Annotated in this window: 25 protein-coding genes; 15 read left to right on the forward strand and 10 right to left on the reverse strand. The window is 66.3% G+C overall.

Annotated elements, in window-relative coordinates; translation table 11 throughout:
• Window positions 1-92: 92 nt before the first annotated feature.
• The gene (locus ACIBJI_RS07410) at window positions 93-962 is read left to right on the forward strand and encodes an AfsR/SARP family transcriptional regulator (protein ID WP_364351866.1); all 870 of its coding nucleotides are present in this window, start codon (window positions 93-95) and stop codon (window positions 960-962) included.
• Here the strand turns inward: ACIBJI_RS07410 and accC are convergent.
• Window positions 959-2,308 carry an acetyl-CoA carboxylase biotin carboxylase subunit gene (accC, locus tag ACIBJI_RS07415; RefSeq protein WP_397083383.1) on the reverse strand — a complete coding sequence of 450 codons (1,350 nt, stop codon included), beginning with the start codon at window positions 2,306-2,308 and terminating at the stop codon, window positions 959-961. The two genes, ACIBJI_RS07410 and accC, sit on opposite strands and share 4 nt — an antisense overlap.
• Window positions 2,309-2,324: 16 nt before the next feature.
• Entirely contained in the window at window positions 2,325-4,016 is a 1,692-nt protein-coding gene (accA, locus tag ACIBJI_RS07420; protein ID WP_397083385.1) for an acetyl-CoA carboxylase carboxyl transferase subunit alpha, read from the reverse strand.
• A gap of 167 nt (window positions 4,017-4,183) precedes the next feature.
• Between accA and ACIBJI_RS07425 the strand changes: the two genes are divergently transcribed.
• Genes ACIBJI_RS07425 through ACIBJI_RS07455 form a run of 7 tightly spaced genes read left to right on the forward strand, consistent with a single transcriptional unit; the run spans window position 4,184 to window position 10,797 of the window.
• The gene (locus ACIBJI_RS07425; RefSeq protein ID WP_397083387.1) at window positions 4,184-5,452 is read left to right on the forward strand and encodes a beta-ketoacyl-[acyl-carrier-protein] synthase family protein; all 1,269 of its coding nucleotides are present in this window, start codon (window positions 4,184-4,186) and stop codon (window positions 5,450-5,452) included.
• On the forward strand, window positions 5,449-6,666 hold the full coding sequence (locus ACIBJI_RS07430; protein ID WP_364351854.1) for a ketosynthase chain-length factor: 1,218 nt from the start codon (window positions 5,449-5,451) through the stop codon (window positions 6,664-6,666). The genes ACIBJI_RS07425 and ACIBJI_RS07430 overlap by 4 nt, the downstream gene beginning before the upstream one ends.
• Before the next feature lie 10 nt (window positions 6,667-6,676).
• Complete coding sequence (locus ACIBJI_RS07435; RefSeq protein WP_364351851.1) at window positions 6,677-6,922, forward strand: acyl carrier protein; 246 nt, start codon at window positions 6,677-6,679, stop codon at window positions 6,920-6,922.
• Window positions 6,919-7,857, forward strand: a complete 939-nt coding sequence (locus ACIBJI_RS07440; protein ID WP_364351848.1) for an aromatase/cyclase — start codon at window positions 6,919-6,921, stop codon at window positions 7,855-7,857. Before ACIBJI_RS07435 ends, ACIBJI_RS07440 begins: the two co-directional genes overlap by 4 nt.
• Window positions 7,854-8,789: an MBL fold metallo-hydrolase gene (locus ACIBJI_RS07445; RefSeq protein WP_364351845.1), complete on the forward strand. Its 936-nt coding sequence runs from the start codon at window positions 7,854-7,856 to the stop codon at window positions 8,787-8,789. Before ACIBJI_RS07440 ends, ACIBJI_RS07445 begins: the two co-directional genes overlap by 4 nt.
• Window positions 8,777-10,036, forward strand: a complete 1,260-nt coding sequence (locus tag ACIBJI_RS07450; RefSeq protein WP_364351842.1) for an FAD-dependent oxidoreductase — start codon at window positions 8,777-8,779, stop codon at window positions 10,034-10,036. The genes ACIBJI_RS07445 and ACIBJI_RS07450 overlap by 13 nt, the downstream gene beginning before the upstream one ends.
• 2 nt (window positions 10,037-10,038) lie before the next feature.
• The gene (locus tag ACIBJI_RS07455; protein ID WP_364351839.1) at window positions 10,039-10,797 is read left to right on the forward strand and encodes an alpha/beta fold hydrolase; all 759 of its coding nucleotides are present in this window, start codon (window positions 10,039-10,041) and stop codon (window positions 10,795-10,797) included.
• Here ACIBJI_RS07455 and ACIBJI_RS07460 read toward each other — a convergent pair.
• Both ACIBJI_RS07460 and ACIBJI_RS07465 read right to left on the reverse strand, forming a co-directional pair.
• Window positions 10,794-11,270, reverse strand: a complete 477-nt coding sequence (locus ACIBJI_RS07460; protein WP_364351836.1) for a hypothetical protein — start codon at window positions 11,268-11,270, stop codon at window positions 10,794-10,796. The genes ACIBJI_RS07455 and ACIBJI_RS07460 overlap by 4 nt on opposite strands.
• A 111-nt stretch (window positions 11,271-11,381) precedes the next feature.
• The gene (locus ACIBJI_RS07465; RefSeq protein ID WP_327100202.1) at window positions 11,382-11,702 is read right to left on the reverse strand and encodes a helix-turn-helix domain-containing protein; all 321 of its coding nucleotides are present in this window, start codon (window positions 11,700-11,702) and stop codon (window positions 11,382-11,384) included.
• A 192-nt stretch (window positions 11,703-11,894) separates the two neighbouring features.
• On the opposite strand from ACIBJI_RS07465, the gene ACIBJI_RS07470 reads away from it, so the two are divergent.
• Both ACIBJI_RS07470 and ACIBJI_RS07475 read left to right on the forward strand, forming a co-directional pair.
• Entirely contained in the window at window positions 11,895-12,389 is a 495-nt protein-coding gene (locus ACIBJI_RS07470; RefSeq protein ID WP_364351832.1) for a luciferase family protein, read from the forward strand.
• 29 nt (window positions 12,390-12,418) lie between these two features.
• On the forward strand, window positions 12,419-12,808 hold the full coding sequence (locus ACIBJI_RS07475; RefSeq protein WP_364351829.1) for a lipocalin-like domain-containing protein: 390 nt from the start codon (window positions 12,419-12,421) through the stop codon (window positions 12,806-12,808).
• A 9-nt stretch (window positions 12,809-12,817) separates the two neighbouring features.
• On the opposite strand, the gene ACIBJI_RS07480 is transcribed toward ACIBJI_RS07475, so the two are convergent.
• Window positions 12,818-13,321: a biotin/lipoyl-containing protein gene (locus tag ACIBJI_RS07480; RefSeq protein ID WP_364351826.1), complete on the reverse strand. Its 504-nt coding sequence runs from the start codon at window positions 13,319-13,321 to the stop codon at window positions 12,818-12,820.
• A 12-nt stretch (window positions 13,322-13,333) separates the two neighbouring features.
• On the reverse strand, window positions 13,334-14,116 hold the full coding sequence (locus ACIBJI_RS07485) for an SDR family NAD(P)-dependent oxidoreductase (protein ID WP_364351823.1): 783 nt from the start codon (window positions 14,114-14,116) through the stop codon (window positions 13,334-13,336).
• A 160-nt stretch (window positions 14,117-14,276) separates the two neighbouring features.
• Between ACIBJI_RS07485 and ACIBJI_RS07490 the strand changes: the two genes are divergently transcribed.
• On the forward strand, window positions 14,277-14,696 hold the full coding sequence (locus tag ACIBJI_RS07490) for a nuclear transport factor 2 family protein (protein ID WP_040692670.1): 420 nt from the start codon (window positions 14,277-14,279) through the stop codon (window positions 14,694-14,696).
• 36 nt (window positions 14,697-14,732) lie between these two features.
• Window positions 14,733-15,344: a malonic semialdehyde reductase gene (locus tag ACIBJI_RS07495; RefSeq protein ID WP_397083395.1), complete on the forward strand. Its 612-nt coding sequence runs from the start codon at window positions 14,733-14,735 to the stop codon at window positions 15,342-15,344.
• A gap of 212 nt (window positions 15,345-15,556) precedes the next feature.
• On the opposite strand, the gene ACIBJI_RS07500 is transcribed toward ACIBJI_RS07495, so the two are convergent.
• Both ACIBJI_RS07500 and ACIBJI_RS07505 read right to left on the reverse strand, forming a co-directional pair.
• Window positions 15,557-16,780, reverse strand: a complete 1,224-nt coding sequence (locus ACIBJI_RS07500) for an aminotransferase class III-fold pyridoxal phosphate-dependent enzyme (RefSeq protein WP_364351816.1) — start codon at window positions 16,778-16,780, stop codon at window positions 15,557-15,559.
• Between the two features lies 1 nt (window position 16,781).
• Window positions 16,782-17,438 (reverse strand): Pr6Pr family membrane protein, encoded by a 657-nt coding sequence (locus ACIBJI_RS07505; RefSeq protein WP_364351813.1) that lies wholly within the window; start codon window positions 17,436-17,438, stop codon window positions 16,782-16,784.
• A gap of 87 nt (window positions 17,439-17,525) precedes the next feature.
• On the opposite strand from ACIBJI_RS07505, the gene ACIBJI_RS07510 reads away from it, so the two are divergent.
• Window positions 17,526-18,377: a patatin-like phospholipase family protein gene (locus tag ACIBJI_RS07510; protein ID WP_364351810.1), complete on the forward strand. Its 852-nt coding sequence runs from the start codon at window positions 17,526-17,528 to the stop codon at window positions 18,375-18,377.
• Window positions 18,378-18,441: 64 nt separating this feature from the next.
• Here the strand turns inward: ACIBJI_RS07510 and ACIBJI_RS07515 are convergent, their stop codons facing one another.
• Window positions 18,442-18,792, reverse strand: coding sequence for a hypothetical protein (locus ACIBJI_RS07515; protein ID WP_364351807.1), 351 nt, complete (start codon window positions 18,790-18,792; stop codon window positions 18,442-18,444).
• 117 nt (window positions 18,793-18,909) lie between these two features.
• Here ACIBJI_RS07515 and hrpA point away from each other — a divergent pair, with 117 nt between their 5' ends.
• Window positions 18,910-23,178 (forward strand): ATP-dependent RNA helicase HrpA, encoded by a 4,269-nt coding sequence (gene hrpA / locus ACIBJI_RS07520; protein WP_364351804.1) that lies wholly within the window; start codon window positions 18,910-18,912, stop codon window positions 23,176-23,178.
• A gap of 241 nt (window positions 23,179-23,419) precedes the next feature.
• A complete protein-coding gene (locus ACIBJI_RS07525) occupies window positions 23,420-23,641 on the forward strand; it encodes a hypothetical protein (protein ID WP_364351801.1) in 222 nt (73 codons plus the stop codon).
• 8 nt (window positions 23,642-23,649) lie between these two features.
• Here the strand turns inward: ACIBJI_RS07525 and nrdR are convergent, their stop codons facing one another.
• Entirely contained in the window at window positions 23,650-24,126 is a 477-nt protein-coding gene (gene nrdR / locus ACIBJI_RS07530) for a transcriptional regulator NrdR (protein ID WP_063038396.1), read from the reverse strand.
• Window positions 24,127-24,251 lie beyond the last annotated feature (125 nt).

Consider the following 24,251-nt stretch of genomic DNA (forward strand, 5'->3'; position numbering starts at 1 on the left):
TGAATTTTGGATAGTGTTGATACTGCCTACAGCGAGGTGGGATTTCGAGAACTCACATCGGTCGGGGGGCAACGCTCGTAGGAGAACTCCAGGTGAAGTATTCAGTGTGCGCTCGCGTGTTAGGTCCATTGACGCTTGCTCTCAATAATCACAACGCAACGCCGACAGCACAGAAACAACGCCAACTGCTCGCCTTACTACTCGTCAGACACGACACCGTAGTTCCGGTAACAACGCTGGTCGAAGAGTTGTGGAACGACGATCCACCACGCAGCGCCGTCACCGTCGTGCAGACCTATGTACTGGGAATTCGAAAGAAGATGGCCGAGCAGCTCGGCATCGGGCAAGCCGAAGTGGCCGAACGATTTCTCCGGACACGCAGTAAGGGGTATTCGTTCGACGTCAAGGACTGCGTCTTCGATTTGCGCGACTATCAGAGCATGTCCGAGGCCGCGCGCTGCGCCGCCAAGGCAGGCGACGACTATCGCGCGGTAGATCTGTTCACCGCCGCGGAGGCGCTGTGGAGTGGTCCGGCGCTGGTCGATGTGGAGGGCGGTATCCCGCTCGCCGCGGAGATCTCGCATCTGGATCACCTCCGGCTGACCAATATCGAGCTGCGCGTCGAGGCCGAGCTGCGGCTCGGTCGATATCGCGAAGTCTGCCCTGACCTGGCCCGACTCACCATGCAGCACCCACTGCACGAGCGGCTGCAGGCGTATTACATGTTCGCACTGAGTCGTGCGGGCCAGCGCGTCCGCGCGCTGGAGTCCTACCAGCAGTTCAGCAGGTCGATGCAGCACGAACTCGGCCTCGACCCCTGCCAAAAGCTGCAGAAATTGCATCAGGATATCCTCGCCGCCTCCGATGTATCGGTCAGTGCCATGCTCAACAGCCGTCACGCGGGATACCTTATCGGCTGGTACTCCCCCGAATTCCGCGCGGCTCGAGCAGAACCCGCCTAATCCGCCCGCAATAACTCGTCCACCAGCGCGGTCGAATGCGTCGCCGACCGCATGGCCGGGTTGTCGAGTACTTCCCGCAGAAAATCCCGGGTCGTCTCGACGCGCGCACCCGAAATCCGGAATTCGGCCAGGGCTCGCCGCATGCGCGCGAGCGCCTGGTCCCGGTCCGGCGCCCATACGATCAGTTTGGCAAGTAGCGAATCATAGTGCGGTGGGATCGAATATCCGGCGTGCACATGCGTATCGACACGGACAAACGGACCACCAGGCGGTGTGAATTCGGCCACAACTCCGGGTGCCGGTGCGAATTCGGCAGCCGGGTCCTCGGCATTGATGCGGCATTCAATTGCAGCACCGCGCAGGAAAATATCGCGCTGCGCGATGCTGAGCGATTGCCCTGCCGCGATATGGATCTGCTCGGCGACCAAATCGATACCGGTAACCATTTCGGTCACCGGATGTTCGACCTGGATTCGGCAGTTCACCTCCATAAAATAATAATTCCCCTGCCGATCCACCAGAAATTCCACGGTTCCGGCGCCGACGTACCCGGCTTCCAGCACCCCGTCCACCGCGGATTTGCCCATCCGCGCCGCGAGCCCCTCCGGCAGCCGCGGCGCGGGCGACTCCTCGATGAGCTTCTGGTGCCTGCGCTGCACCGAGCAGTCGCGCTCACCGAGGTACACACCGTTGCCGTAGCCATCGCACAACACCTGGATCTCGACGTGCCGGGCGCCCTCGAGGTACTTCTCCAGATAGACTCGACTGTCCCCGAACAACATTCGCGCGGTCGCCCGCGTCTCCTGATAGGCACGCGGGAACGCCGCACTGTCGCGTACCACCTGCATCCCGCGCCCGCCGCCACCCGCGGCGGCCTTGATGATCACCGGGTACCCGATCGAGTCGGCCAGCGCGTGCGCATCCTCGGGTTCGAGCGGATCCAGACTGCCTGGCAGCAGCGGTAGCCCCGCCTTGGCCATCAGGGTGCGTGCCGACTGCTTGTCGCCGAGTTGGGCCATCACATCGGCGGGCGGACCGATCAGGATGACACCCGCCGCGCGGCAGGCATCCGCGAAATCCGGTGACTCCGAAAGGAATCCGTAGCCGGGGTGGATCGCATCGGCGCCGGTTGTCTCGGCCGCGGCGAGTACGGCGGCCGCATTGAGATAGCTGCGTTTGGCCGCGGCCGGCCCGATCTGCACCGATTCGTCGGCAAACTGCACGACGGCCGACTCCGCGTCGGCGACCGAATGTACCGCTACGGTGCGCACTCCGAGCTCCCGGCAGGTGCGCGCGACTCGCAGCGCGATCTCGCCGCGATTGGCGATAAGAATCTTCTCGAACATGGTGTCCCGCACTCTCCTACGCCACCGACCGAACCGGAACCTGCCGCCGCGCACCGAATCGGCGGAACCGGGCGCGCCGGTCGGCGGCGAGGTCTTCGCCGCCGCGACCGGTCAACTCGCGCAGACTCGCCGCCAGCGCACGGTGCAGTTGGTTCGCCGCCGCCAGCGGCGCCGCACCCACATCGTCGCCGGGTTCGGGCAGCACCGCATCCACGATGCCGAGCCGCAGTAGGTCACCGGCCGTAAGTGACAGCGCGGCAGCGGCTTTCGGTGCCGCGGCCGGATCGTTCCATATGATGGCCGCGCATCCTTCCGGACTGATCACCGAATATGTACCGTTGGCGAACATCAGCACCCGATTGGCGACGCCAAGCGCCAATGCGCCACCGCTGCCGCCCTCCCCGATCACCACGCTGATCACCGGCACCCGCAGCGCGGACATCAGCCGGATATTCTCCGCGATCACCACCGCCTGCCCCTGCTCCTCGGCGGTCGCGCCGGGATAGGCGCCGGGAGTGTCGATCAACGTGATCACCGGCAGCCCGAGCTTTTCGGCGAAACGCATGAGCCGTGCGGACTTTCGGTATCCCGCCGGGGTCGGCATACCGAAGTTGCGCGCCATCAACTCCTTCGGCTCATGCCCCTTCTGATGTCCGATCACCACGACCGGCCGGTCACCGAGCCAGGCGGTACCGCCGACGATGGCCGGGCAGTCCCCCGAGATACGGTCCCCGCGCAACTCCTGGAAGCCGTCGAAGGCCAGGGCGAAGTAATCGAGCGCGGTCGGTCTACTCGGCGTACGCGCCCGCCGAACCTGCGCCCAGGGATCGCTGTCGGGAACGCGAGCCGGGTCGGTGACGGTTCCCGCGTCCAATTCGGTCACCGCATCGCCGGTCGGATCGACCGGACCGGCCACTCGCAGCAGGGACCCGAGTGCCTGGCGCAATCCGGCGCGCGGCACGATCATATCGATCAGCCCACGCTCCAACAGGAATTCGGCGGTCTGGAACTTCGGCGGCAGCTCCTGACGGATCGTCTGTTCGATCACCCGGCGACCAGCGAAGCCCAGCCGCGCCCCCGGTTCGGCGATCAGCACATCCGACAGCGTGGCGAACGACGCCGCGACCCCACCGTAGGTCGGATCGGTGATCAGTGTGATGGTGAGAATGCCCGCGCGGTCCAACTGCTCCAGCGCCGCACTGGTTTTCGCCATCTGCATCAGCGACAACGGTCCCTCCTGCATCCGCGCGCCACCCGAGGCGGTGACGACTAGCAGCGGAATCCGCTCGGCGAGCGCGGTTTCCGCGGCCGCGGTGATCACCTCGCCGACCGCGGTGCCCAGACTGCCACCGAGGAACCGGAAATCCATGGCGGCGATGATCACCGGATTGCCGTCGATTGTCGCGACCGCGCACAGCACGGCATCGTGCATGCCGGTACGTGCCCGTGCGGCGGCGAGCCGGTCCGGATAGGGCTTGGTATCGGTGAAGGTCAGCGGATCGTCGTCGGTGGGGATGACGGCGAGCGGTTCGAAGCGGCCCTCGTCGGCGAGCTGGGCGATGCGCTGCTCGGCCGTGATCGGGGTATGTCTGCCGCATTCGCCGCAGACACCGAGGTCGCGGGCGAATCGCTTGCCGTACAGCGGAATCAGACAGGCCGGGCAGAGCACCCAGTCCGCGGCACCGTCCAGGCCGTGTGCTGACTTCATCACGCGTGTCTCCTGTGCTCGGGGAAGGTGCGACCCAGCCTGCGCGCACCCGCTAGAGAACAGCTCGACTCCGGCGCTCGAGTCAGGTTCGAGGACCGCCTTCGATGCTGGACCCCACGATCGAAGGGAGATAACGCCATGAACCCCAACGCATCCGGTGGTGCGGTATGAGCCGCCGCGTTGTCGTCACCGGACTAGGTGTCCGCGCGCCCGGCGGTTCGGGTAAGGACGAGTTCTGGAAACTGCTGTCCGAGGGCCGTACCGCGACGCGCCGGATTTCATTCTTCGACCCCACGCCCTACCGGTCCCAGGTGGCGGGCGAGGCCGATTTCGACCCGATTCAGGAAGGGTTGTCGCCCAGGGAAATTCGCCGTATGGACCGCGCGGTGCAGTTCGCCGTGGTGTGCGGACGGGAGGCGGTGGTCGATAGCGGCATCGATATCGGATCGCTGGATCCGCACCGGCTCGGCGTCAGCCTCGGCAGCGCGGTCGCCGCGGCGACCAGCCTGGAGCAGGAATATCTCGTGCTGTCGGATTCCGGTAAGAACTGGCTGGTCGACCAGACCTACCTGTCCCCGCACATGTTCGACTACATGGTGCCGAGCGTAATGCCCGCCGAAGTGGCCTGGAGTATAGGCGCGGAAGGGCCGGTCGCCATGGTCTCCAACGGCTGCACCTCCGGGTTGGATTCGGTCGGCCACGCCGTGCAGTTGATCCGCGAGGGTTCGGCCGATGTGATGCTGGCCGGCGCGGCGGATACCCCGATCACGCCGATCGTGGTGGCCTGCTTCGATGCGATCAAGGCCACCACCTCCCGCAATGACGATGCCGAACACGCCTCCCGACCGTTCGACAACTCGCGCAACGGCTTCGTGCTCGCGGAGGGGGCGGCGATGTTCGTACTGGAGGAATACGAGAGCGCGCGCAAGCGGGGCGCGCGTATCTATGCCGAGATCAGCGGCTACGCCACACGCTGCAACGCCTACCACATGACCGGCCTCAAGGCCGACGGCCGGGAGATGGCCGAGGCGATACGGGTCGCACTGGACGAGTCGCGCATCGACCCCACCGGCGTGGATTACATCAACGCGCACGGTTCGGGCACCCGGCAGAACGATCGGCACGAGACCGCCGCCGTAAAGCGCAGTCTCGGCCAGCACGCCTACGCGACGCCGATGAGCTCCATAAAATCGATGGTCGGCCACTCGCTGGGCGCCATCGGTTCGGTCGAGATCGCCGCCTCCCTGCTTGCGCTGGAATACCAGGTGGTGCCGCCGACTGCGAATCTGCACGAAGCCGACCCGGAGTGCGATCTGGACTACGTGCCGCTCACCGCGCGCCAGCACCGGATGGACACCGTGCTCACCGTCGGTAGCGGATTCGGTGGCTTCCAGAGCGCGATGGTGTTGCGTAAACCCGAGGCGGTGGCGGCATGATCCTGGTTACCGGTATGGGCGTGCTCGCGCCGAACGGCCTCGGCGTCGAGCGCTTCTGGGATGCGGTGTTGGATGGCCGCAGTGGTATCGCACCGCTGACCCGGTTCGACACCAGCCGCAACACCGCGCGATTGGCCGGACAGGTCGCCGATTTCGATGCGGCCGAACATCTGCCGAGCCGATTGCTGCCGCAGACCGATATTTCGACACGGATGGCATTGGTGGCCGCGCAGTGGGCCCTGGACGACGCCAAGGTCGATACGGCGGCACTGACCGACTACGACATGGGCGTGGTCACCGGAAATGCCTCCGGCGGTTTCGAATTCACCCATCGCGAGTTCAATAAGCTGTGGTCGCGCGGTTCCGAGCATGTGAGCGTCTACGAGTCGTTCGCCTGGTTCTACGCGGTGAATACCGGGCAGATCTCGATCCGGCACGGCATGCGCGGGCCGAGCAGTGCGCTGGTCGCCGAACAGGCGGGCGGTTTGGACGCGGTCGGGCACGCCCGGCGGACGGTCAACCGCGGCACCCCGCTGGTGGTCACCGGCGGGGTGGATTCCGCCCTCGATCCCTGGGGCTGGGCCTCACATCTGGCCAGCGGCGAGGTCAGCACGTCGGACGCGCCGGAGCGTGCCTATCTGCCCTTCGACACCGCCGCCGCCGGATATGTGCCGGGTGAAGGCGGTGCGATGCTGGTGGTCGAGGATGCCACGGCGGCCCGTGCCCGCGGCGTTCCGAAGGTGCATGGCGAAATCGCCGGGTACGCTTCGACATTCGATCCCGCACCGGATTCGGGAAGACCCTCGGGTCTGCGCCGCGCCGCGGAACTCGCACTCGCCGACGCCGGTATGGGACCGGGCGATATCGATATCGTCTTCGCCGATGCGGCGGGCGTGCCGGACCGCGATCGGGACGAGGCGGCGGCCATCGAGGCCATCTTCGGTGCCGGCGGCGTCCCGGTCACGGCGTCGAAACCGCTGACCGGACGGCTGTTCTCGGGCGCGGGCCCGCTCGACATCGTGACCGCACTGCTGTCCATTCGCGATTCGGTGATTCCGCCGACCGCCTACACCACCACCCTCGCCGAGGACTACCGGATCGATCTGGTACTCGGCGCACCGCGGCCCGCCACCGTCGGCGGCGCCCTCGTCCTGGCCCGTGGCCGTTGGGGTTTCAACTCCGCGGTCGTCGTGCGCGCTGTCGACCAAACCTAGGGAGCCGATCATGACCATGACCATGACCGAATTACGCCGGATCCTCGTGGAATGCGCGGGCGGCGACGATATCGCCGAAGATATCGCCGGACTCGACTTCGACCAGCTCGGCTACGACTCCTTGGCGCTCATCGAAACGGCCTCGCGGATCCAACGCGATTTCGGCGTGCTGATCCCGGAGGAACAGCTCATCGATGTCAAGACGCCGCAGGAGCTGGTCGATATCGTCAACAGCCAATTGCGCGGTGCGGCATGAATACACAGGTGATGAGCCACACCAAGGTGGTGCAGGCGCCGCCAGAGGTCGTCTACGCCCTGGTCGCGGATGTGACCAAATGGCCGGTGATCTTCGCACCGAGCGTGCTGGTGCGTCATCTGCACCGCGGACCCGATGAGGAGCGGTTCCGGCTGTGGGCCACCGTCAATGGTGAGGTGAAGAATTGGACCTCCCGGCGGGTGCTCGACGCGGCGCAACGGCGCATCGTCTTCGAACAGGAGCGCAGTCAGGCACCGATCGCGTCCATGGGCGGCGGCTGGTCGTTCCGCGAAATCGATCCCGGCACAACGAAGGTCACCCTCGACCACCGCTTCACCGTGGTGGACGGCGCCGATCCGGATCTGGTGGCGGGCGCGGTGGATCGCAATAGCGAGACAGAGTTGGCCGCGTTGGCTCGTATCGCAGAGCTGGGACATCCGGTTGACGAGGTGGTGCACACCTTCGAAGACGCCGTCCCGCTCGATATCGCGGCGGCCGAGGCGTACGACTTCATCTACCACAGCGAGCGCTGGCCCGAACACGTCCCGCACGTCGGCAGGATCGAACTCGACGAGGACGCCGACGGTGTGCAGCTGATGGAGATGGATACCGTCACCGTGGGCGGTATTCCGCACACCACCAAATCGGTGCGCGTCTGCGTCACCGACGAGCGCATCGATTACAAGCAACTGCTGCCGCCTGCCATGCTCTTCGGGCACAGCGGCGCATGGGAATTCGCGGACGGTCCGGACGGTGCGGTGGTCACGGCACGGCACACAGTTGCGATCAATCCGGTCGCCGCCCGCGAAATCCTCGGGGCCGATACCGATCTCGCCGATGCGCGCGCATATCTCACCGAAGCGCTGTCGACCAACAGCCGCAATACCCTGCTGTGCGCGGTGCGGTATGCCGAGTCCATGAAGTCACCGACATGACCGCCACCGAACTACCGAGTGTCGCCGGGGGGCCGGTCGTGCGCGAAATCGCCGACGGGGTCTACGCGTACACGCACAGTCGAGGCGGCTGGTGTGTCAGCAATGCGGGCGTGCTGGCGGGGCCGGACGGGGCGGTGGTGATCGATACGCTGGCGACCGAGGGACGCACCCGCGCGCTGGTCGAATTCGTCGACGGCCTCGATATCGGTCCGGCCAGAACGATTGTCAACACCCACCATCACGGCGACCACAATTTCGGCAATCACATCTTCGGGCCCACCGCGGTCGTCATCGGCCACGATCGGATCCGGCCGGAGATGATCGAGACCGGACTCGCGCTGACCGAACTGTGGCCGCAGGTGCAGTGGGGCGATGTGCGAGTAACCCTGCCCAGCATCACCTTCAGCAGCCGCGTGACCCTGCATATCGGCGAACGGCGCGTCGAACTATTCCACCTCGGACCGGCCGCGCACACCACCAATGATGTGGTGGCGTGGCTGCCCGAGGAGAAGGTGCTCTTCGCCGGAGATCTGGTGATGTCGGGGGCCGCGCCGTTCTGCCTGATGGGATCGGTCAGCGGGACGATAAACGCGATCAGCAGGCTCGCCGAACTGGGCGCGGAAACTGTGGTGTCCGGGCACGGTCCGGTGACCGGACCCGAGATCTTCGAGCAGACATTGCGATATCTGCGGTGGGTGCAGGAGCTGGCCGCCGAGGGCCGCTCCCTCGGACTCACCCCGCTGGCCATCGCGCTCGAGGCCGATCACGGTGAATTCGCCGATCTGGTCGACGAAGAGCGCATAGTCGGCAATCTGTACCGCGCCGATGCGGAGTGGGCGGGCGGTCCGATCGGCGAGCCGCTGGATGTGCTGTCGATTTTCGGCGAGATGATCGTGTACAACCACGGGCAGGTGCCGACATGTCTGGCGTGACAACCGAATCGGTGCGGGTCTGCGTGGTCGGTGGCGGACCGGCCGGGCTGATGACCGGTCTACTGCTCGCCCGATCGGGCGTGGAAGTGCTTGTGTTGGAAAAGCATCCGGACTTCCTGCGCGACTTCCGCGGTGACACCGTGCACCCATCCACTCTCCGGGCGATCGACGAACTCGGGCTGGCCACCGAATTCCTCGCGCTACCGCACGTCGAACTGCCACAGCTGCCGATGGCCACCGCGAGTGGGCCGGTGATCTTCGCCGACTTCCGCTCGCTCCCAGGCGGTTTCCCGTTCGTGGCATTCATGCCGCAGTGGGATGTGCTGAACTTCCTGGCCGAGGCCGGTGGGCGGTATCCGGGCTTCCGCTTGATCCGGCGGGCCGAGGTCACCGAACTCATCCACGAGCACGACACCGTGGTCGGCGCTCGGGTACGCACACCCGAGGGACCTCTCGAGGTCCGGTCCCAGTTGGTGATCGCCGCGGATGGACGCAATTCGATTGTGCGCGGCGGCCTGCTGGAGGTCGCGGCCAGTGCGGCGCCGATGGACGTGCTGTGGTTCCGGGTCAGCAAACCCGACGGCGAGCGGCTGCCGACCGTGCGCAGCGGCAATGGCTTCTTTATCGTCTGCATCGACCGCGGCGACTACCTGCAGGTCGCCTACATGATCCCGAAGGGCGGATTCGCGACCGTCAAGGCCGCCGGACTCGCCGACTTCCGTGCCGACCTCGCCGCGATCTATCCGAGCCTCACCGAGCATCTGGCGGCCGAGATCCGCACCTGGGATGACGTGAAACCCCTTGATGTGCGGGTGGATCGGCTACGGCGCTGGTACCGGCCGGGCCTGCTCGCGATCGGCGATGCGGCCCATGCCATGTCGCCCGCGGGCGGAGTCGGCATCAATCTCGCGGTACAGGACGCGATCGCGACCGCCCGGCTGCTCGCGCCCATCCTCGGCACGGGTGCTCGACCGAGCGTCGCACAATTGCGCGCCGTGCAGAGCAGGCGTGAATTCCCCATGCGCGTAGTCCAATTCGCGCAACTGCGGCTGCTATCGGATCTCTATCCGAATGCCGGACGACCAGGCACCGACAGGCCACTGCTGGTACGTCTGCTGCGGCGCTTTCCCTGTCTACCCCGTTTGGTGGCCCGGGTGATCGGGCTCGGCATCCAGCCCGAACACGTGCCACCGGTGGCCGATATCGCCGGAACCGTCACTGCCCTAACGAAATTCAGGGAGAACTGATCGTGTCGACATATCTGCTCGTCCATGGCGCATTTCACGGCGGCTGGGCCTGGCAGCGGGTGCTGCCGCTGCTCGAGGACGCCGGACATCGTGTGCTGGCCCCGTCGCTTGTCGGCCTCGGCGACCGCGCCGATCTCTTGACCCCGGATGTCGGCCTGGATACCCACGTCGAGGATCTGGTCGGCCTGCTCACCTCCGCGGATCTCACCGACGTCGTCCTGGTCGGGCACAGCTACGCGAGCATCGTGGTGACCGCGGTCGCCGACGCCGTCTCCGACCGCATCGCTGAACTCGTCTATATCGACACCTTCGTCCCGCGCGACGGTGAGGCGGTCGCCGACATCATGCCCGGTATGGTCGATGCCTTCGCCGCCGCGGCCACCGAATACGGCGATGGCTGGCGCGTACCGCCGCAGACCGAGCCGATGGGCGACGGCGGCCTGTACGGCATCACCGAGGAACCCGATGTGGGCTGGGCCGCCTCGATGATGACCGCCCAGTCGCTGGAGACTTTCCAACAGCGCATGGTCCTCACGAATCCCGTTGCGCTGGCGGATATTCCGGTGACACACGTGTATTGCAGCGAGGGCGGCGAAGCCTACAAGGCCATGCGCGCCGCCATGCCGCGCACCCTGCCGCCCGCCGACCTGCCGCCCGGCCGTCTGCACGTGCTGCCGACCGGGCACGACTGCATGATCACCATGCCGCGCGAATTGGCCGGGCACCTCCTGGCATTGGCACCGCGGACAACGCTTGCCTAATGCAGGACACCGTAGGTCGCCGCAATGGTGAACCCGTGCGCTCCGGTCTCGCAGGTCACCGTGCCCTGGTAGCCGATGCCGCAGGTGGTGCCACCGACGGCGACCTTCTGCCCCTCCGGCAGCACCTGCGCGCCACCCGGGTAGGTGAAGGTGGGTTGGTCGGCCGTCAGGAAGTGGGCCGCTTCCACAGTCGACGAACGCACCTGGTTCGTGCCCGGCGGTGCATCGATCGGCACCGCATCGCATCCGGCCGGGCCGTCCAGGAAGAATCCGCAGTTGCGGCCGTCGGGCGACCGGAAGAAGACGGCGCCCCTGTAGTGCGGGTCGTCGACCAGATATCCGGTCTCGTCCACCGGTGTCAGCTGATCGAGCCCATTGGGGTCGGCGGCTGCCGGGCCGGCGGCGGTCGCCACGGCGGCAATGGCGAGTGGTACGAGGGTCGACAGAGCGAACAGCTGCGAGCGATCGAACACGATGCGCCTCCTTGGTCGTCATCCGACGGAACCCCATGACGTTAGCGGTGAATCCGCGCGATAGCCATTGCATCTCGATGACGAATCAGTTTGCCGCCCAGCCGGATCGGGTCAGGATTCGGCCGCGTCGTACGCGGCGCGGGCGGCGAGTACTTCGCTGAGATGTGCGCTCGACCAGTCGACGATGCTCGCGAAGACCGGGGTCAGGGTGACCGCGAGCGGGGTTGCTTCGTACTCGACGCGGGGTGGCACCTCGGCGTGGTAGGTACGGGACACCAGTCCGTCGCGTTCCAGCTGGCGCAGGCGCTGGGTCAGCACCTTGGGGGTGAGGCCAGGGATGCGCTGCTCGAGTTCGGTGAAGCGCAGGCGGCCGTCATGGGTCAGCACCCAGAGCACCTGGGTGGACCAACGGCCGAAAACCAGGTCGATCACCGGGGTGATCGGACACGGATCGACGGTGGCCGGCCCACCCCCCGCCCGACCACCCCTCATCGAATCGCTACGCGTTGCCTGCCTCATTGGCCCTCACTTTCCACTTGGTAAGTACTATACTTTGGAAAGTACTGTGAAGCCAGGGGTCGTGAGCGAGTACCACCGCGAACGAAAACCGAAGGGAACACAGTCATGACAACGACATCCGTGGACGGACGCATCGATCTGCCGCGCCGCTCCGGCGACCGGCCGCGCACCCGGGCACACAATCCACATCAGCAGCTCAACCAGCTGGCGCCACCGGATCTGCAGGAAACCCTGTGGTCGCGGATGACCACACTGAACGGCGTGCTGCTCGGCCGCAGCGGCGTCTCGCTGCCCGACACCCGGGCGCTGCATCTGCGCCCGACGATCGCCAAGGGACCGGGCGAGGCGTATCTGGTCGGCACCGAATTCGCCCATCTGCACGGATACGACGACGGCAGCCTGCACATGTGCCTGCCGAAAGATATTGCGGCCGAGGCGATCACGCAGGGGTGGGCGGAATTGCATCCCATGGCGCGGCAGCATTTTCTGCCGCAGACGCTGGTAATGGTCTACGGGCCACGCGATCTCGACGAACTCGAGGTGGTCTGGCGGCTGGTGCGGATCAGCCACGGTTTCGCGCGTGGGGCGGCTACAGCGTGATTAGAGCGGCAGCCGCCATCGTGGGAGTCATGAACGCCACCGATCTCGTCGGAACCTGGGAATTGCTGTCCTACTTCGATATCGACGAACACGATGCGACCAGCACCGGGCCACTGGGTGAGGCACCGCGCGGCCTGCTGATCTACGGCGCGCACGGCTATATGTCGGTGAGCATGATGCGCACCGACGCAGCGACGGACACACCGCCCTTCATGGGTTATGCGGGAACCTGGCGCAGGCGCGACACGGAGATAGTGCACGCGATCACCGTGTGCTCAAACCCCGCCTGGGCCGACACCGAACAGGTGCGCCAGATGTCGCTGAACGGCGACATCCTCACGCTCATCGGAGCCGCACGGGTCGACGGGCGGATGCAGCGCCGGGTGCTGACCTGGCGCCGCTCCTGCCCGCCGTCCTGAAATCGCCTGTTATTCAGTCGAATACGAGAATAAGGGCTCATCGAATTGGACCGGTTCGTTGTCTTCCTTGAGTATCTCGGTGATCACACCGCCGGCCTGAGCGGTGACCGGGATCATCAACTTCATCGCCTCCACGATGGCGATCTGCTGTCCGGCCGTCACCCGGTCGCCCACCTCCACGAAGGGGTCCGCGCCCGGTTCCTGGCTGCGATAGAACACCCCGACACTCGGTGCGCGGAAGACCGCACCGAGTGCCGGCTTATCGGGTGCGGCCGGAGTTTCCACCGCTCCCCCTGCCACTTCGGGGGCCACGACGAGCTGCGCCGCCGAGACCTGCCATTCGGCCTCGATCGTCACCTCACCCACCTGGACACGCAGCGCGCTCGGCTGCTGCGGGAAACCCGCGAGCAGTTGCAGCGCACCCGTCTGGATCGCCTCGAGGATCCGCAGATACTCGTCGTGCCCGGTTGCGCCGTCGAGCGCACCCGATGTGTTCTCCTCCACTGCGGTCATTGCTCAGGCCTCTCAGTAATTGCCAAGTCCACCACAGACATTCAGCGCCTGCGCGGTGACCGCGCCCGCGCCGGGGCCGATCAGATAGTCGACCATCGCCGCCACCTCGAACGGCTGCACGTAGCGTCCGATCGGCACACGTGCGCTCACCCGGGCGTGCACCTCGTCGGTATCCACACCCCACAGACCGGAGTAGACCTCCCGAACCCGTTCGGCCATCGGGGTCTCCACGAAACCCGGGCAGACCGCATTCACCGTGATCCCGGTCTTGGCCAGTTCCAGTCCGAGCGCCTTGGTGAAGCCGACCACGCCGTGTTTGGAGGCCGAATACGGCGCACCGTGTACGACACCCTGTTTGCCGCCGGTGGAGGCGATATTCACGATGCGGCCGCTGCCGCGCTCGAGCATGCCGCCCGCGGTCAGCGCTGCCTTGGTCATCAGGAAGACGCTGTTGAGGTTGGTATTGATCACGTCGAACCACAGCTCGTCGGTGACTTCCGCGGTGACGCCGCCGCCGCTACGGCCCGCATTGTTGACCAGGATGTCGATCGGGCCGTAGCGCCGCACCCCCGCGTCGACGTATTCACGGATCTGCACGGCATCGACGACATCGCAGACCGTGCCGTCGACCTCGTGACCGTCGTCCTGCAGGCTCTTGACCGCATCGGTCAACTTCTGCTGATCGCGAGCGCAGATGAACACCGCGATTCCCTGGGCCGCCAGGCTTTTGGTGATCTCCAGGCCCATACCGCTGGTCGCTCCGGTGACCAGCGCGACGCGCTGACTTTCCGCCATGACTCCTCCATCGGTCTTTCCGTACTCGCCGGGCTTTTCGACCTCCAGACTCGTCGCGGGTCCTATAGCCCCGGTCAACCCGCGCGCGGCTCGAGCCAGTCTCTAGCGGCATCGGCGACCGTTGCGTGCAGCCGCGCCCCGCCGCAACCAAGGAGCCACCATGACCACCGTCGCCAGCCGCACCGAGTTGTACGCCGAGGTCCAGCAGTTCTATGCCGACCAGATGCAGCGGCTGGACAACCGCGACATCCCGGGTTACGCCGAAACCTTCACCGAGGACGCGGAATTCGAACACACACCGGGTCGGCCACCGGCCCGGACCAGGGCGGGCATCGTCTCGGACCTGGTCGAATTCCACAAGCGTTTCGAGGCCGATCCGATGCAGCGCAGGCACTGGTTCAACATGATCAACCTGCAGCCACAGGACGACGGAACCATCGTCTCCACCGCCTACTGCCTCGTGGTCAAGATCCGGCCGAACAGCAAACCCGAAATCGCGCCGAGCTGCGTCGTACACGACGTGCTCGTCCGGGTGGAGGGCAATCTGCTGACCCGGTCCCGGCGCGTCGCCCATGACTGATTCCGCTGTCCCCGACCATATTTCGAGGAGTACCACGTGAACACCGTGCAGCCAGAAACCCTATTGACCCTTGCCGCCGAAGCCCAGGACCTGTTGTTCCGGGAGGCGCGCACCGCGAACACCTTCACCGACGCACCGGTCACCGACGACCAGATCCGCGATATCTACGAACTGATCAAATACGCCCCGACATCGATGAATCAGCAGCCGCTGCGCATCGTCCTGGTTCGCAGCCCGGAGGCACGGGCCCGCCTGGTCACCCACATGATCGACAACAACAAGCCCAAGACCGCGGCCGCACCCCTGACCGCAATCCTGGCCGCCGACTTGAACTTCCACGAAAACCTGCCGAAGGTCTTCCCGCACGCCCCCGAAGCCAAGGACTACTTCGCCGACCCCGGCTACCGCGCCGAATCGGCCCGCTTCAACGCCCTCATCCAAACCGGTTACTTCATCCTCGGCATCCGCGCGGCCGGTCTCGCCGCAGGTCCCATGAACGGTTTCGATGCCGAGGGTCTCGACAACGACTTCTTCCCCGACGGCACCCACAGCGCGCTGGTCGTCGTCAACGTCGGCATCCCGGGCACCGACGCCTGGTTCCCCCGCTCCCCCCGCCTCACCTACGACGAGGTCGTGACCACCGTCTAGACGATCCCCGCCGACGAGTGGCCGGTGTGCCACTCGTCGGCGACACCAGGTCGGGAACGTACCCCACCAGTGCGATCGCCTAGCTGGTCAGGCGATCGCCATGCGTTGTTCGCGGCATAGGCCGAGAGACTGATAACACCAGTATGGTGACGACCTGTCCGAATTGGTACAGGTATGCGCTCGGCAGATCGGCAGCCCGGGCGCGTGCCGGCTCATCCCAGGGCACGGGTGAAGCCCTCGACGAGTTCGTCGACTTGGGCGTCGGTCATGACGAAGGACGGGGAGATCTGCATCGCGCCCTGACCTGCTGCACGTCCCGAAATACCGTGGGCTCGTAGCGTTTTGACCAGCGGGAGACCTTCGGCGGGATCGGCCAGTTGGATCGCGGCCACAGCGCCGAGGCCGCTGCGGACCTCGGCGACGCGGGGGTGATCCGCGAGGGGCGCGAGCTTTTCGTGGAGGGTGGATTCCAGGCGCTTCGCTTCGGTGAGGAGGTTTTCACGTTCGATGATGGCGAGGTTGGCGAGCGCTGCGGCGGCGGCGCCGGCGTGGCCGCCGTAGGTGTAGCCGTGGCGCCACCAGACGCCGCCGCGGAAGAAGGGGTCGGCGATATGCGGGGCGATGAAGACCGCACCCATGGGGATATAGCCGGAGGTGAGTCCCTTGGCGGTGGTCATGAGGTCGGGTTCGAGCTCGAAACGGCTTGCGGCGAACCAGGATCCGCCGATGCGCCCGAAACCGGTGACGACCTCGTCGACGACGAAGAGGATGTCGTGGTCGCGGCAGATGCGGCGCACCTCGGTGAGGTAACCGTCCGGCGGCAAGTAGATTCCGCCCGCGCCGATTATGGGTTCGCAGAAGAAGGCGGCGACACGCTCCGCGCCGATCTCCTCGATGAGCGCGAGCAGCGCCTTCGCATCGTCCCATCCGACGGTGCGGGCATCGGCCATCAGCTCGCCATAGCCCTCGCGGTTGACCGGAATCCCCGCCAAAGCCGTTCCCGCGACATGCATTCCGTGATACGCGCGCTGCCTTCCGACCACGATGGTCTTATCCGGCTGCCCGAGCTCGTGCCAGTAGCGGCGGGCGAGCTTGGCCGCGGTATCCACCGAATCCGAGCCGCCGGAGGTGAAGAAGATCTTGCTGCCCGGCACCGGTGCGATGCTCGCCAACTTCTCCGCCAACTCCTGGGTGGCGGGCTCGGCGAAATCACCGAAGTTCGAATAGTGCGCGACTGTGCGCAGCTGTGCCGCGACCGCATCGGCGATCTCGGCGCGTCCGTGCCCGACATTGGTGAACCACAGCCCGGCCGTCGCGTCCAGATACCTGGTACCCGCCTGGTCGTAGATGTAGGCACCCTCACCGCGCGCCACGACGAACGCGCCGTCGCGTTCCACGGCACCCATATCGGCGAACCCGTGCCATAGCGCACCCATATCAACCACCTCTACTCGACAACCACGTCACTTCGCTCCCCGGCTGGTCCGCACCGCGCCGACGGCCGCAAGGCGCACCGAGCGCGGCCACCGCGACGGCGAGCAGCGCGAATCCGATGACCAGGACCACCAGGTCCATCGTCATCGACACATAGCCCTGATGCCGTGGATCGAGAAACGGGTACGGATACCAGTCGACGATCGGCCCACGGATGAGGGTGTACGCGCCGTAGCCGAGCGGGTAGACCAGCCAGCCCGCGATCAGCCGCCCGGAAATCCCCAGCGCGACCGGCGCCAGCACCCAGTCCACAATCATCACGATAGGCATGATGCGCTGCAGCACGTCATCCGCCCACCCCGGTTCATCTCGCACGGAGATGTGCGCCAGCAGCACCGCGTACACGATGCCGGTGACGAGCAGATACAGCGTCACCGCACCGCGTACCAACTGCCAGCGTCTATCACGCGGATCGAACAGCGCCCCGACCAGCAGCACGAGTACACCGAGGACATTCGCCTGGTGGGTGAACAAGATCAGATCACCGGCCTCGATCGAGGCTGATCGCAACTGTCCGACGATCAGTGCCACCAGACCGAGCACCGCGAACGCGAGCCGAAGCCACCGTATCCACCAAGGAGAAACCGCGACGGCGCGCACGCTGCGATTGTCGCACACGCTTACGTTGCGGGACCGGTCTCTGCCGCAGACCATCCGCACCATCGCTGTGGCAGTAATGTCGATGCGGTGGAACAGTTTCCGAGCCGCGCGTTGGTACTGGGGGCGGGAGGCGTGGTCGGCACCGCATGGATGGCCGGTCTGGCCGCCGGATTGCGTGAGTACGGTATCGATCTCGCTGCCGCCGACCTGATCATCGGAACATCCGCGGGCGCGATTGTCGGCGCGGTGCTCGCCTCCGGCCGGAATCCGGCCGGACTCGCCGAACCCACCCGCCCCACCGCTACCGACATCCAACTGCCGCAACCCGACCCACGCCTGATCGGCGAAGTCTTCGCCGTACTCGGCGATGAAAACCTCGAGCCGAGCGAGCGCCGTCGACGCGTCGGGCAGATTGCCCTCGCAATGCGCGCCGAGCACGAATCGGTGCACGTCGATCGGATGCGGAGGCTGATCGGCACATCGGACTGGCCCGACCGGCTGCTGGTGGTCACTGTCGATGCGGCCTCCGGCGAGCGCACGATCTTCGACAAGCACGGCCGCGCGCCGCTGCCCGATGCCGTCGTCGCGAGCCGCGCCATGCCCGGCGTCTACTCGCCGATGACCATCGGCGACCGGCGCTTCATGGACGGTGGCATGTACTCCGCGGTGAACGCGGATCTAGCGCGCGGAGCGGAGGTTGTCCTCACCATTCATCCACTGGCACACCTGTTTCCGACAGCCGACCTCGACGCTGAACTGCGACCGGCGACGTCGTTGCTGATCAGCCCTGACAAGCGAACGATCAACGCCTTCGGGGCCGACCTACACGACCGCGAACACTGGATACCGTCCTTCCGAGCCGGATTCGCGCAAGCGGACGTGGAAGCCGCACGACTGCAGGGGATCTGGTCTACTCCAGCCGGTCGCGCAGTCCACTGATCTGATTGCAGCCGACTTCGGAGGTCAACGGCCGATCTACTCGACTCCACAACTCCGCTGGCGTTCAGGCGGCGGGGTTGGCTCGCATCGCCGGTCGACCAGTGCGCCGAGAGCGGCGCGGGCCGCGGTTAACAGGGCGAAGACGCCGGATGAGCCATCCGACGATCAATGTGCGGGTGATGCCGAGGGGCACCGGAATCAGGCTCCGATCCAGGACCATGACAATCGGCAGGATGCGGAGCGCGACGGCGTTGATCAAGCGGTCTGTGAGCACGACGTCGGCCTCGGCGAGCAGGACGGCGTAGACGACGCCGGTGATCAGCAGGTAGCGCGCGGCGGCGCCGCGGATCACCCGCCAGCACCGGTCACGCGGGTCGCGGACCGTCCCGATCAGTAGCACTATGACGCTGAGCACATCGCTTCGATGGCCGCACGTCAGCACACTGTCGGCGGCCGCACCACCGGTGTGCTCACCGGATGTCCACGCCCGAGTCGGATTCGACGCGCCGGTTTCGCTACCCTGGTGAACGCAATGACCAGGACAGCCGACGTGAATCTCCGCGAGCTTCGGACCCGCCTGGCCGCCGTAACCCTCCGCGATGAACACCGGTTGCGCCGCAACCTGGACCGGGCTCGCGGCGGCGATCTCACCGGCATCACGGCCGAGATCGCGGCGGCCGAGCAGCGCGTCGAGGCCCGCCGCGCCGCGGTACCCGAAATCCGCTATCCGGAGCAGCTACCCGTCTCCGCCCGCCGCGACGATATCGCCAAGGCGATCCTGGACAACCAGGTCGTCATCGTCGCCGGTGAGACCGGTTCGGGTAAGACCACCCAGATTCCGAAGATCTGCCTGGAACTCGGCCGTGGCATCCGCGGCACCATCGGGCACACCCAGCCGCGCCGGCTGGCCGCGCGCACCGTCGCCGAGCGCATCGCCGAGGAGTTGGGCACCGAACTGGGCGATGTAGTCGGCTACACCGTGCGTTTCACCGATCAGGCCTCGGATCGCACCCTGGTCAAGTTGATGACCGACGGCATTCTGCTCGCCGAAATCCAGCGCGACCGGCTGCTGCGCCGCTACGACACCATCATCATCGACGAGGCGCACGAACGCAGCCTCAATATCGACTTCCTGCTCGGCTACCTGAAGCAATTGCTGCCGCGTCGACCGGATCTCAAGGTGATCATCACCTCCGCGACCATCGATCCGGAATTGTTCGCCAGCCACTTCGCCGACGAATCAGGCACTCCCGCACCGATTGTCGAAGTGTCCGGCCGTTCCTATCCGGTCGAAATCCGGTACCGGCCGCTATCGCTGGAGCTACCCGTCGCCACCGATGACGACGACGAGGACACCCGGATCGTGGACCGCGACCCGGTGGACGCCATCGGTGAGGCGGTGCGCGAGCTCTTCGCCGAGGGCGACGGTGACGTGCTGGTCTTCCTATCCGGCGAACGCGAGATCCGCGATGCCGCGGATGCGCTGCGCGACTTACAGATTCCGCGCACCGAGATCCTGCCGCTCTACGCGCGCCTGTCCACGGCCGAACAGCATCGCGTCTTCGCCCCGCATCCGGGGCGACGAGTCGTGCTGGCCACCAATGTCGCCGAGACCTCGCTGACCGTCCCCGGCATCCGTTACGTCATTGATCCCGGCACCGCCCGTATCTCCCGCTATTCGATGCGCACCAAGGTGCAGCGCCTGCCCATCGAAGAGGTCTCGCAGGCCTCGGCCCGTCAGCGCGCGGGACGCTGCGGCCGCGTCGCCGATGGCATCTGCATCCGCCTGTACTCCGAGCAAGACTTCGAATCCCGGCCCGCCTTCACCGAACCGGAGATCCTGCGGACCAATCTGGCCGCCGTCATCCTGCAGATGACCGCGCTCGGACTCGGCGAAATCGAGAAGTTCCCCTTCGTGGAGGCGCCCGACCGCAGGGCCATTCGCGACGGTATCGCGCTGCTGGAGGAATTGGGGGCGCTCGCACCGCGCGTGACCGCGAAACCCGCTCGGCGGGCGGCTGATTCGACTACATCCTCGGACCAGGCCACCGAAGGCACCGCGGCCGAACCGATCCAAGCGGAAACGGTGTCCGATGCGACGCTGACGCTCACCCCCACGGGGCGCGAAATGGCGCAGATACCGGTGGATCCGCGGATGGCGCGCATGCTGGTGCAGGCGCACCGCAACGGCGTGCTCGCGGATGTGCTGATCATCGTCGCGGCACTGTCCATCCAGGATGTGCGCGAGCGTCCCGCGGATCATCAGCAGGCCGCGGACACCAAACATGCCCGATTCGTGGTCGAGGGCTCGGATTTCCTGGCCTACCTGCGGTTGTGGGAGTATCTGACCGAACAGCGCAAGTCGCTGTCGTCCAATCAGTTCCGGCGCATGTGCCGTGACGAGTTCCTGCACTATCTGCGGATCCGGGAGTGGCAGGATCTGCACGGGCAGTTGCGGACAATCACGCGCGGGCTCGGCTGGTCAGCACACGGCGATGGCTCGGATCGGGACGAAACCAGCTCGCGCCGTGGACCTTCCGGCGGACGAGATAGTTCGGCCCCGGCTCGGTCGAACGGCGCAGATTCGAGCGGTGGACAGCGCGCGACACGCGACATGGACTCATCAGGCACTGAATCAGCTGGAGGGAGGCGTCGCGGTGGCGGCCGCGCGGGCGATAACGCGCGCGCGACGCGACGCGGACATGCTGCCGCATCACCGGCAACCACGCCCGAAACCGATGGCACCCCATGGGATTCGACCGCCATCCACCAGGCACTTCTTGCGGGGATGCTCTCCCACATCGGCGTCCGCGAAGCCGAGAGCCGCGAATTCCTCGGTGCGCGCAATGCCAAATTCATGATCTTCCCCGGATCATCGCTGGCGAAGAAGCCGCCCCGCTGGGTGATGGCGGCCGAACTGGTCGAAACCTCCCGACTCTGGGGCCGGATGGCTGCCCGGGTGGAGCCGGAATGGGCCGAGCGCCTGGCCGGAGATCTGGTGAAACGCACCTACTCCGAACCGCATTGGTCCTCCAAGCGCGGCGCGGCGCGCGCGTACGAGCGGGTCACGCTGTACGGCGTACCGCTGGTGGTCAGCCGCGCGGTCGATTACGGCCGAATCGATCCGGAACTGTCGCGTGAGCTGTTCATCCGGCATGCCCTCGTACAGGGTGAGTGGCAGACCCGCCACGAGTTCTTCCACCGCAATCGCGAACTGCTCGACGATGTCGCCGATTTGGAGCATCGCGCCCGTCGCCGCGACATTCTCGTCGACGATGAGGTGCTGTTCGAGTTCTACGACAAGCGCATCCCCGCCGATATCGTTTCGGTGCGCCACTTCGACAGTTGGTGGCGCACCGCGAAGCGCAAAGATCCCGCGCTGCTGGACTTCTCGACCGATACCGTGGTCAATGAAGCTGCGGCGACGCTCGACCCGACCGATTTCCCGGACGCCTGGCGTCAGGGCGAGTTGAGCTTCCCACTCACCTACCAATTCGAGCCGGGCAATGACGATGACGGCGTCACCGTGCGGATCCCGGTCGAGCAGTTGGCGCATGTGCGCGCCGTCGGTTTCGACTGGCTGGTGCCCGGTATGCGCGTAGAGTTGGTCACCACGCTGATCAAGACGCTGCCGAAGGCCCTGCGCCGCACCGTCGTTCCCGCACCGGACTTCGCCGCCGCCGCACTCACCGCGCTCACTGCGCGCGCCGAACCCCTGCGCATCGGCCTGGCCAGGGAACTGTCGCGGCTCGGGTCAGTCGCCATCGCACCGAGCGACCTCGACCCCGCCGCGCTACCGGACCATCTGCGCATGACCTTCGCCGCAATCGATGCCCGCGGCCAGGTGCTGGCGCGCGGGAAGAACCTCGCGCAGTTGAAAACGCGACTGTCCGAGCAGGTTTCGGCCTCGGTGGCCCGTGCGACCGCAGGTGCGGAACGTGCGCCCGCCACCGTGTGGACCTCGGAATCGCTGGGAACGGTCGAGCCGACTGTGCGCAGCGAGGTGGCCGGACAGACGGTCACCGGTTACCCGGCGCTGGTCCCCGAGGGCGAGGGTGTCGCGGTGCGCGTGCTGAGCTCCCCCGCCGAGCAGGCCGCCGCCATGCGGGCGGGCACGCGCGCACTGGTGCTGAGCGCAATTCCCACCTCGGTCCGCACCGTCACCGCGAGCCTGCCACCGCGGGATCGGCTTGCGCTGAGCCAGAATCCGTACGGTTCGCTCGACGCGCTCATCGAGGACTGCCGTGCCGCCGCCGCGGACGAACTGATCGCCGCCGCCGGTGGGCCGGTGCGCAGTCCGAAGCAGTTCGACGCCTTGGTCGCGAAGATCCGTCCCGAGTTCGTCTCCGCCGTGGCCCGCATCGTGCGCCTGGTGGTGCCGGTATTGGCTGGGGCGCACCAGGTTTCGTCCGCACTCGCCGATACTTCCGAACGCGATATCGCCGATGATGTCCGCCACCAACTCGACGACCTGATCTTCGCCGGTTTCATCTCGGAGTGGGGCAGCGCTCGCCTGCTCGAACTCCCCCGCTACCTGGAAGCCGCGTGCATCCGCCTGGAGTCGCTACCCGGCTCCGCGGTCCGCGACCGACAGGGCATGGTCGAAATCGACCGCGCCCTCGCCGCCTACGACCGCCTTGTCAATGCCCTGCCCGAAGCCCGCAAGCACGGCCACGATGTCACCGAAATCTGGTGGATGATCGAGGAATTCCGTGTCAGCCTCTTCGCCCAGAAACTGGGTACCCCCTACCCGGTCTCCACCAAGCGCATCGAAAAGGCCATCGCCGCCATCCGCCGCTGACACTGCCACCGCGGCGGCTGCCACCGTGCCCGATCCGAGCCCCCTCGCGCCCGAGTAAGGGGCGGGCAGTTGGAGGTGCTGGCCGAGCTCGCAACGGTAGTTCTGGGGGCGCGACCGGCCTCAGGTGCGGCGATACAGTCGCCAGACATGGTGGCACGCGAGCGTATTGCGGCCGCTGGCAGTCCCGTACCGCGCGTCGGTTCGGCAGTCCGACGCGAATTCTCGAAAGAGGTGTTCACCCATGCGGAAATTCCTCGCGCCGATCCTCACCGCTTGTGCCGTCGCACTCGCCCCGATGGCGACCGCTTCGGCAGACACACCGATACAGCCCGCGCCGGTGCGCGCCGATACCGATGTGTTGCGACAGCTGGTTCGGCTGCTCGATACCGGTTCGGTCAGCATCTGTCCCGGGCAGGCGATGGGCAGCTTCGGCTGCTCATGCCCGCCGGGGATTTGCCTCTGACCGCCGGATCAGTCGGCGGAGGCGGCGACGGTCGCTTCCTCGCGGTGCTTGCGCAGGTCGGCGATTTCGCGTTCGAAATCGTCGGCGGAGGTGAAAGAGCGGTAGACCGAGGCGAAACGTAGGTAGGCCACCTCGTCCAGATCGCGCAGCGGGCCGAGGATGGCCAGACCGACCTCATGGCTGGGCACCTCGGGGGAACCCTTGGCACGCACCGCGTCCTCCACCTGCTGAGCCAGCAGGTTCAGCGCGTCCTCGGCCACCTCGCGGCCCTGGCAGGCGCGGCGCACACCGCGGATCACCTTTTCCCGACTGAATGGTTCGGTGACGCCGCTGCGCTTGACCACGGATAGGATCGCGGTCTCTACGGTGGTGAATCGTCTCCCACACTGCGGGCAGGAACGCCGGCGGCGGATGGCCGCGCCTTCCTCGGCCTCACGCGAGTCGACGACCCGTGAGTCGGGGTGTCGGCAGTAGGGGCAATGCATCCGAGAGATCCTTCGTCGATGCGCGCGCCCGCGTCCGAATCGGCTCCGGTTCGCCAGTCCCGATCCGGCGAGCACGTGTACAGGGGTCTAGACCGATACGTCCATATCGGGTCCAGGATACCCGG

The sequence above is a fragment of the Nocardia sp. NPDC050408 genome, from assembly GCF_044458905.1.
Taxonomy (GTDB): domain Bacteria; phylum Actinomycetota; class Actinomycetes; order Mycobacteriales; family Mycobacteriaceae; genus Nocardia.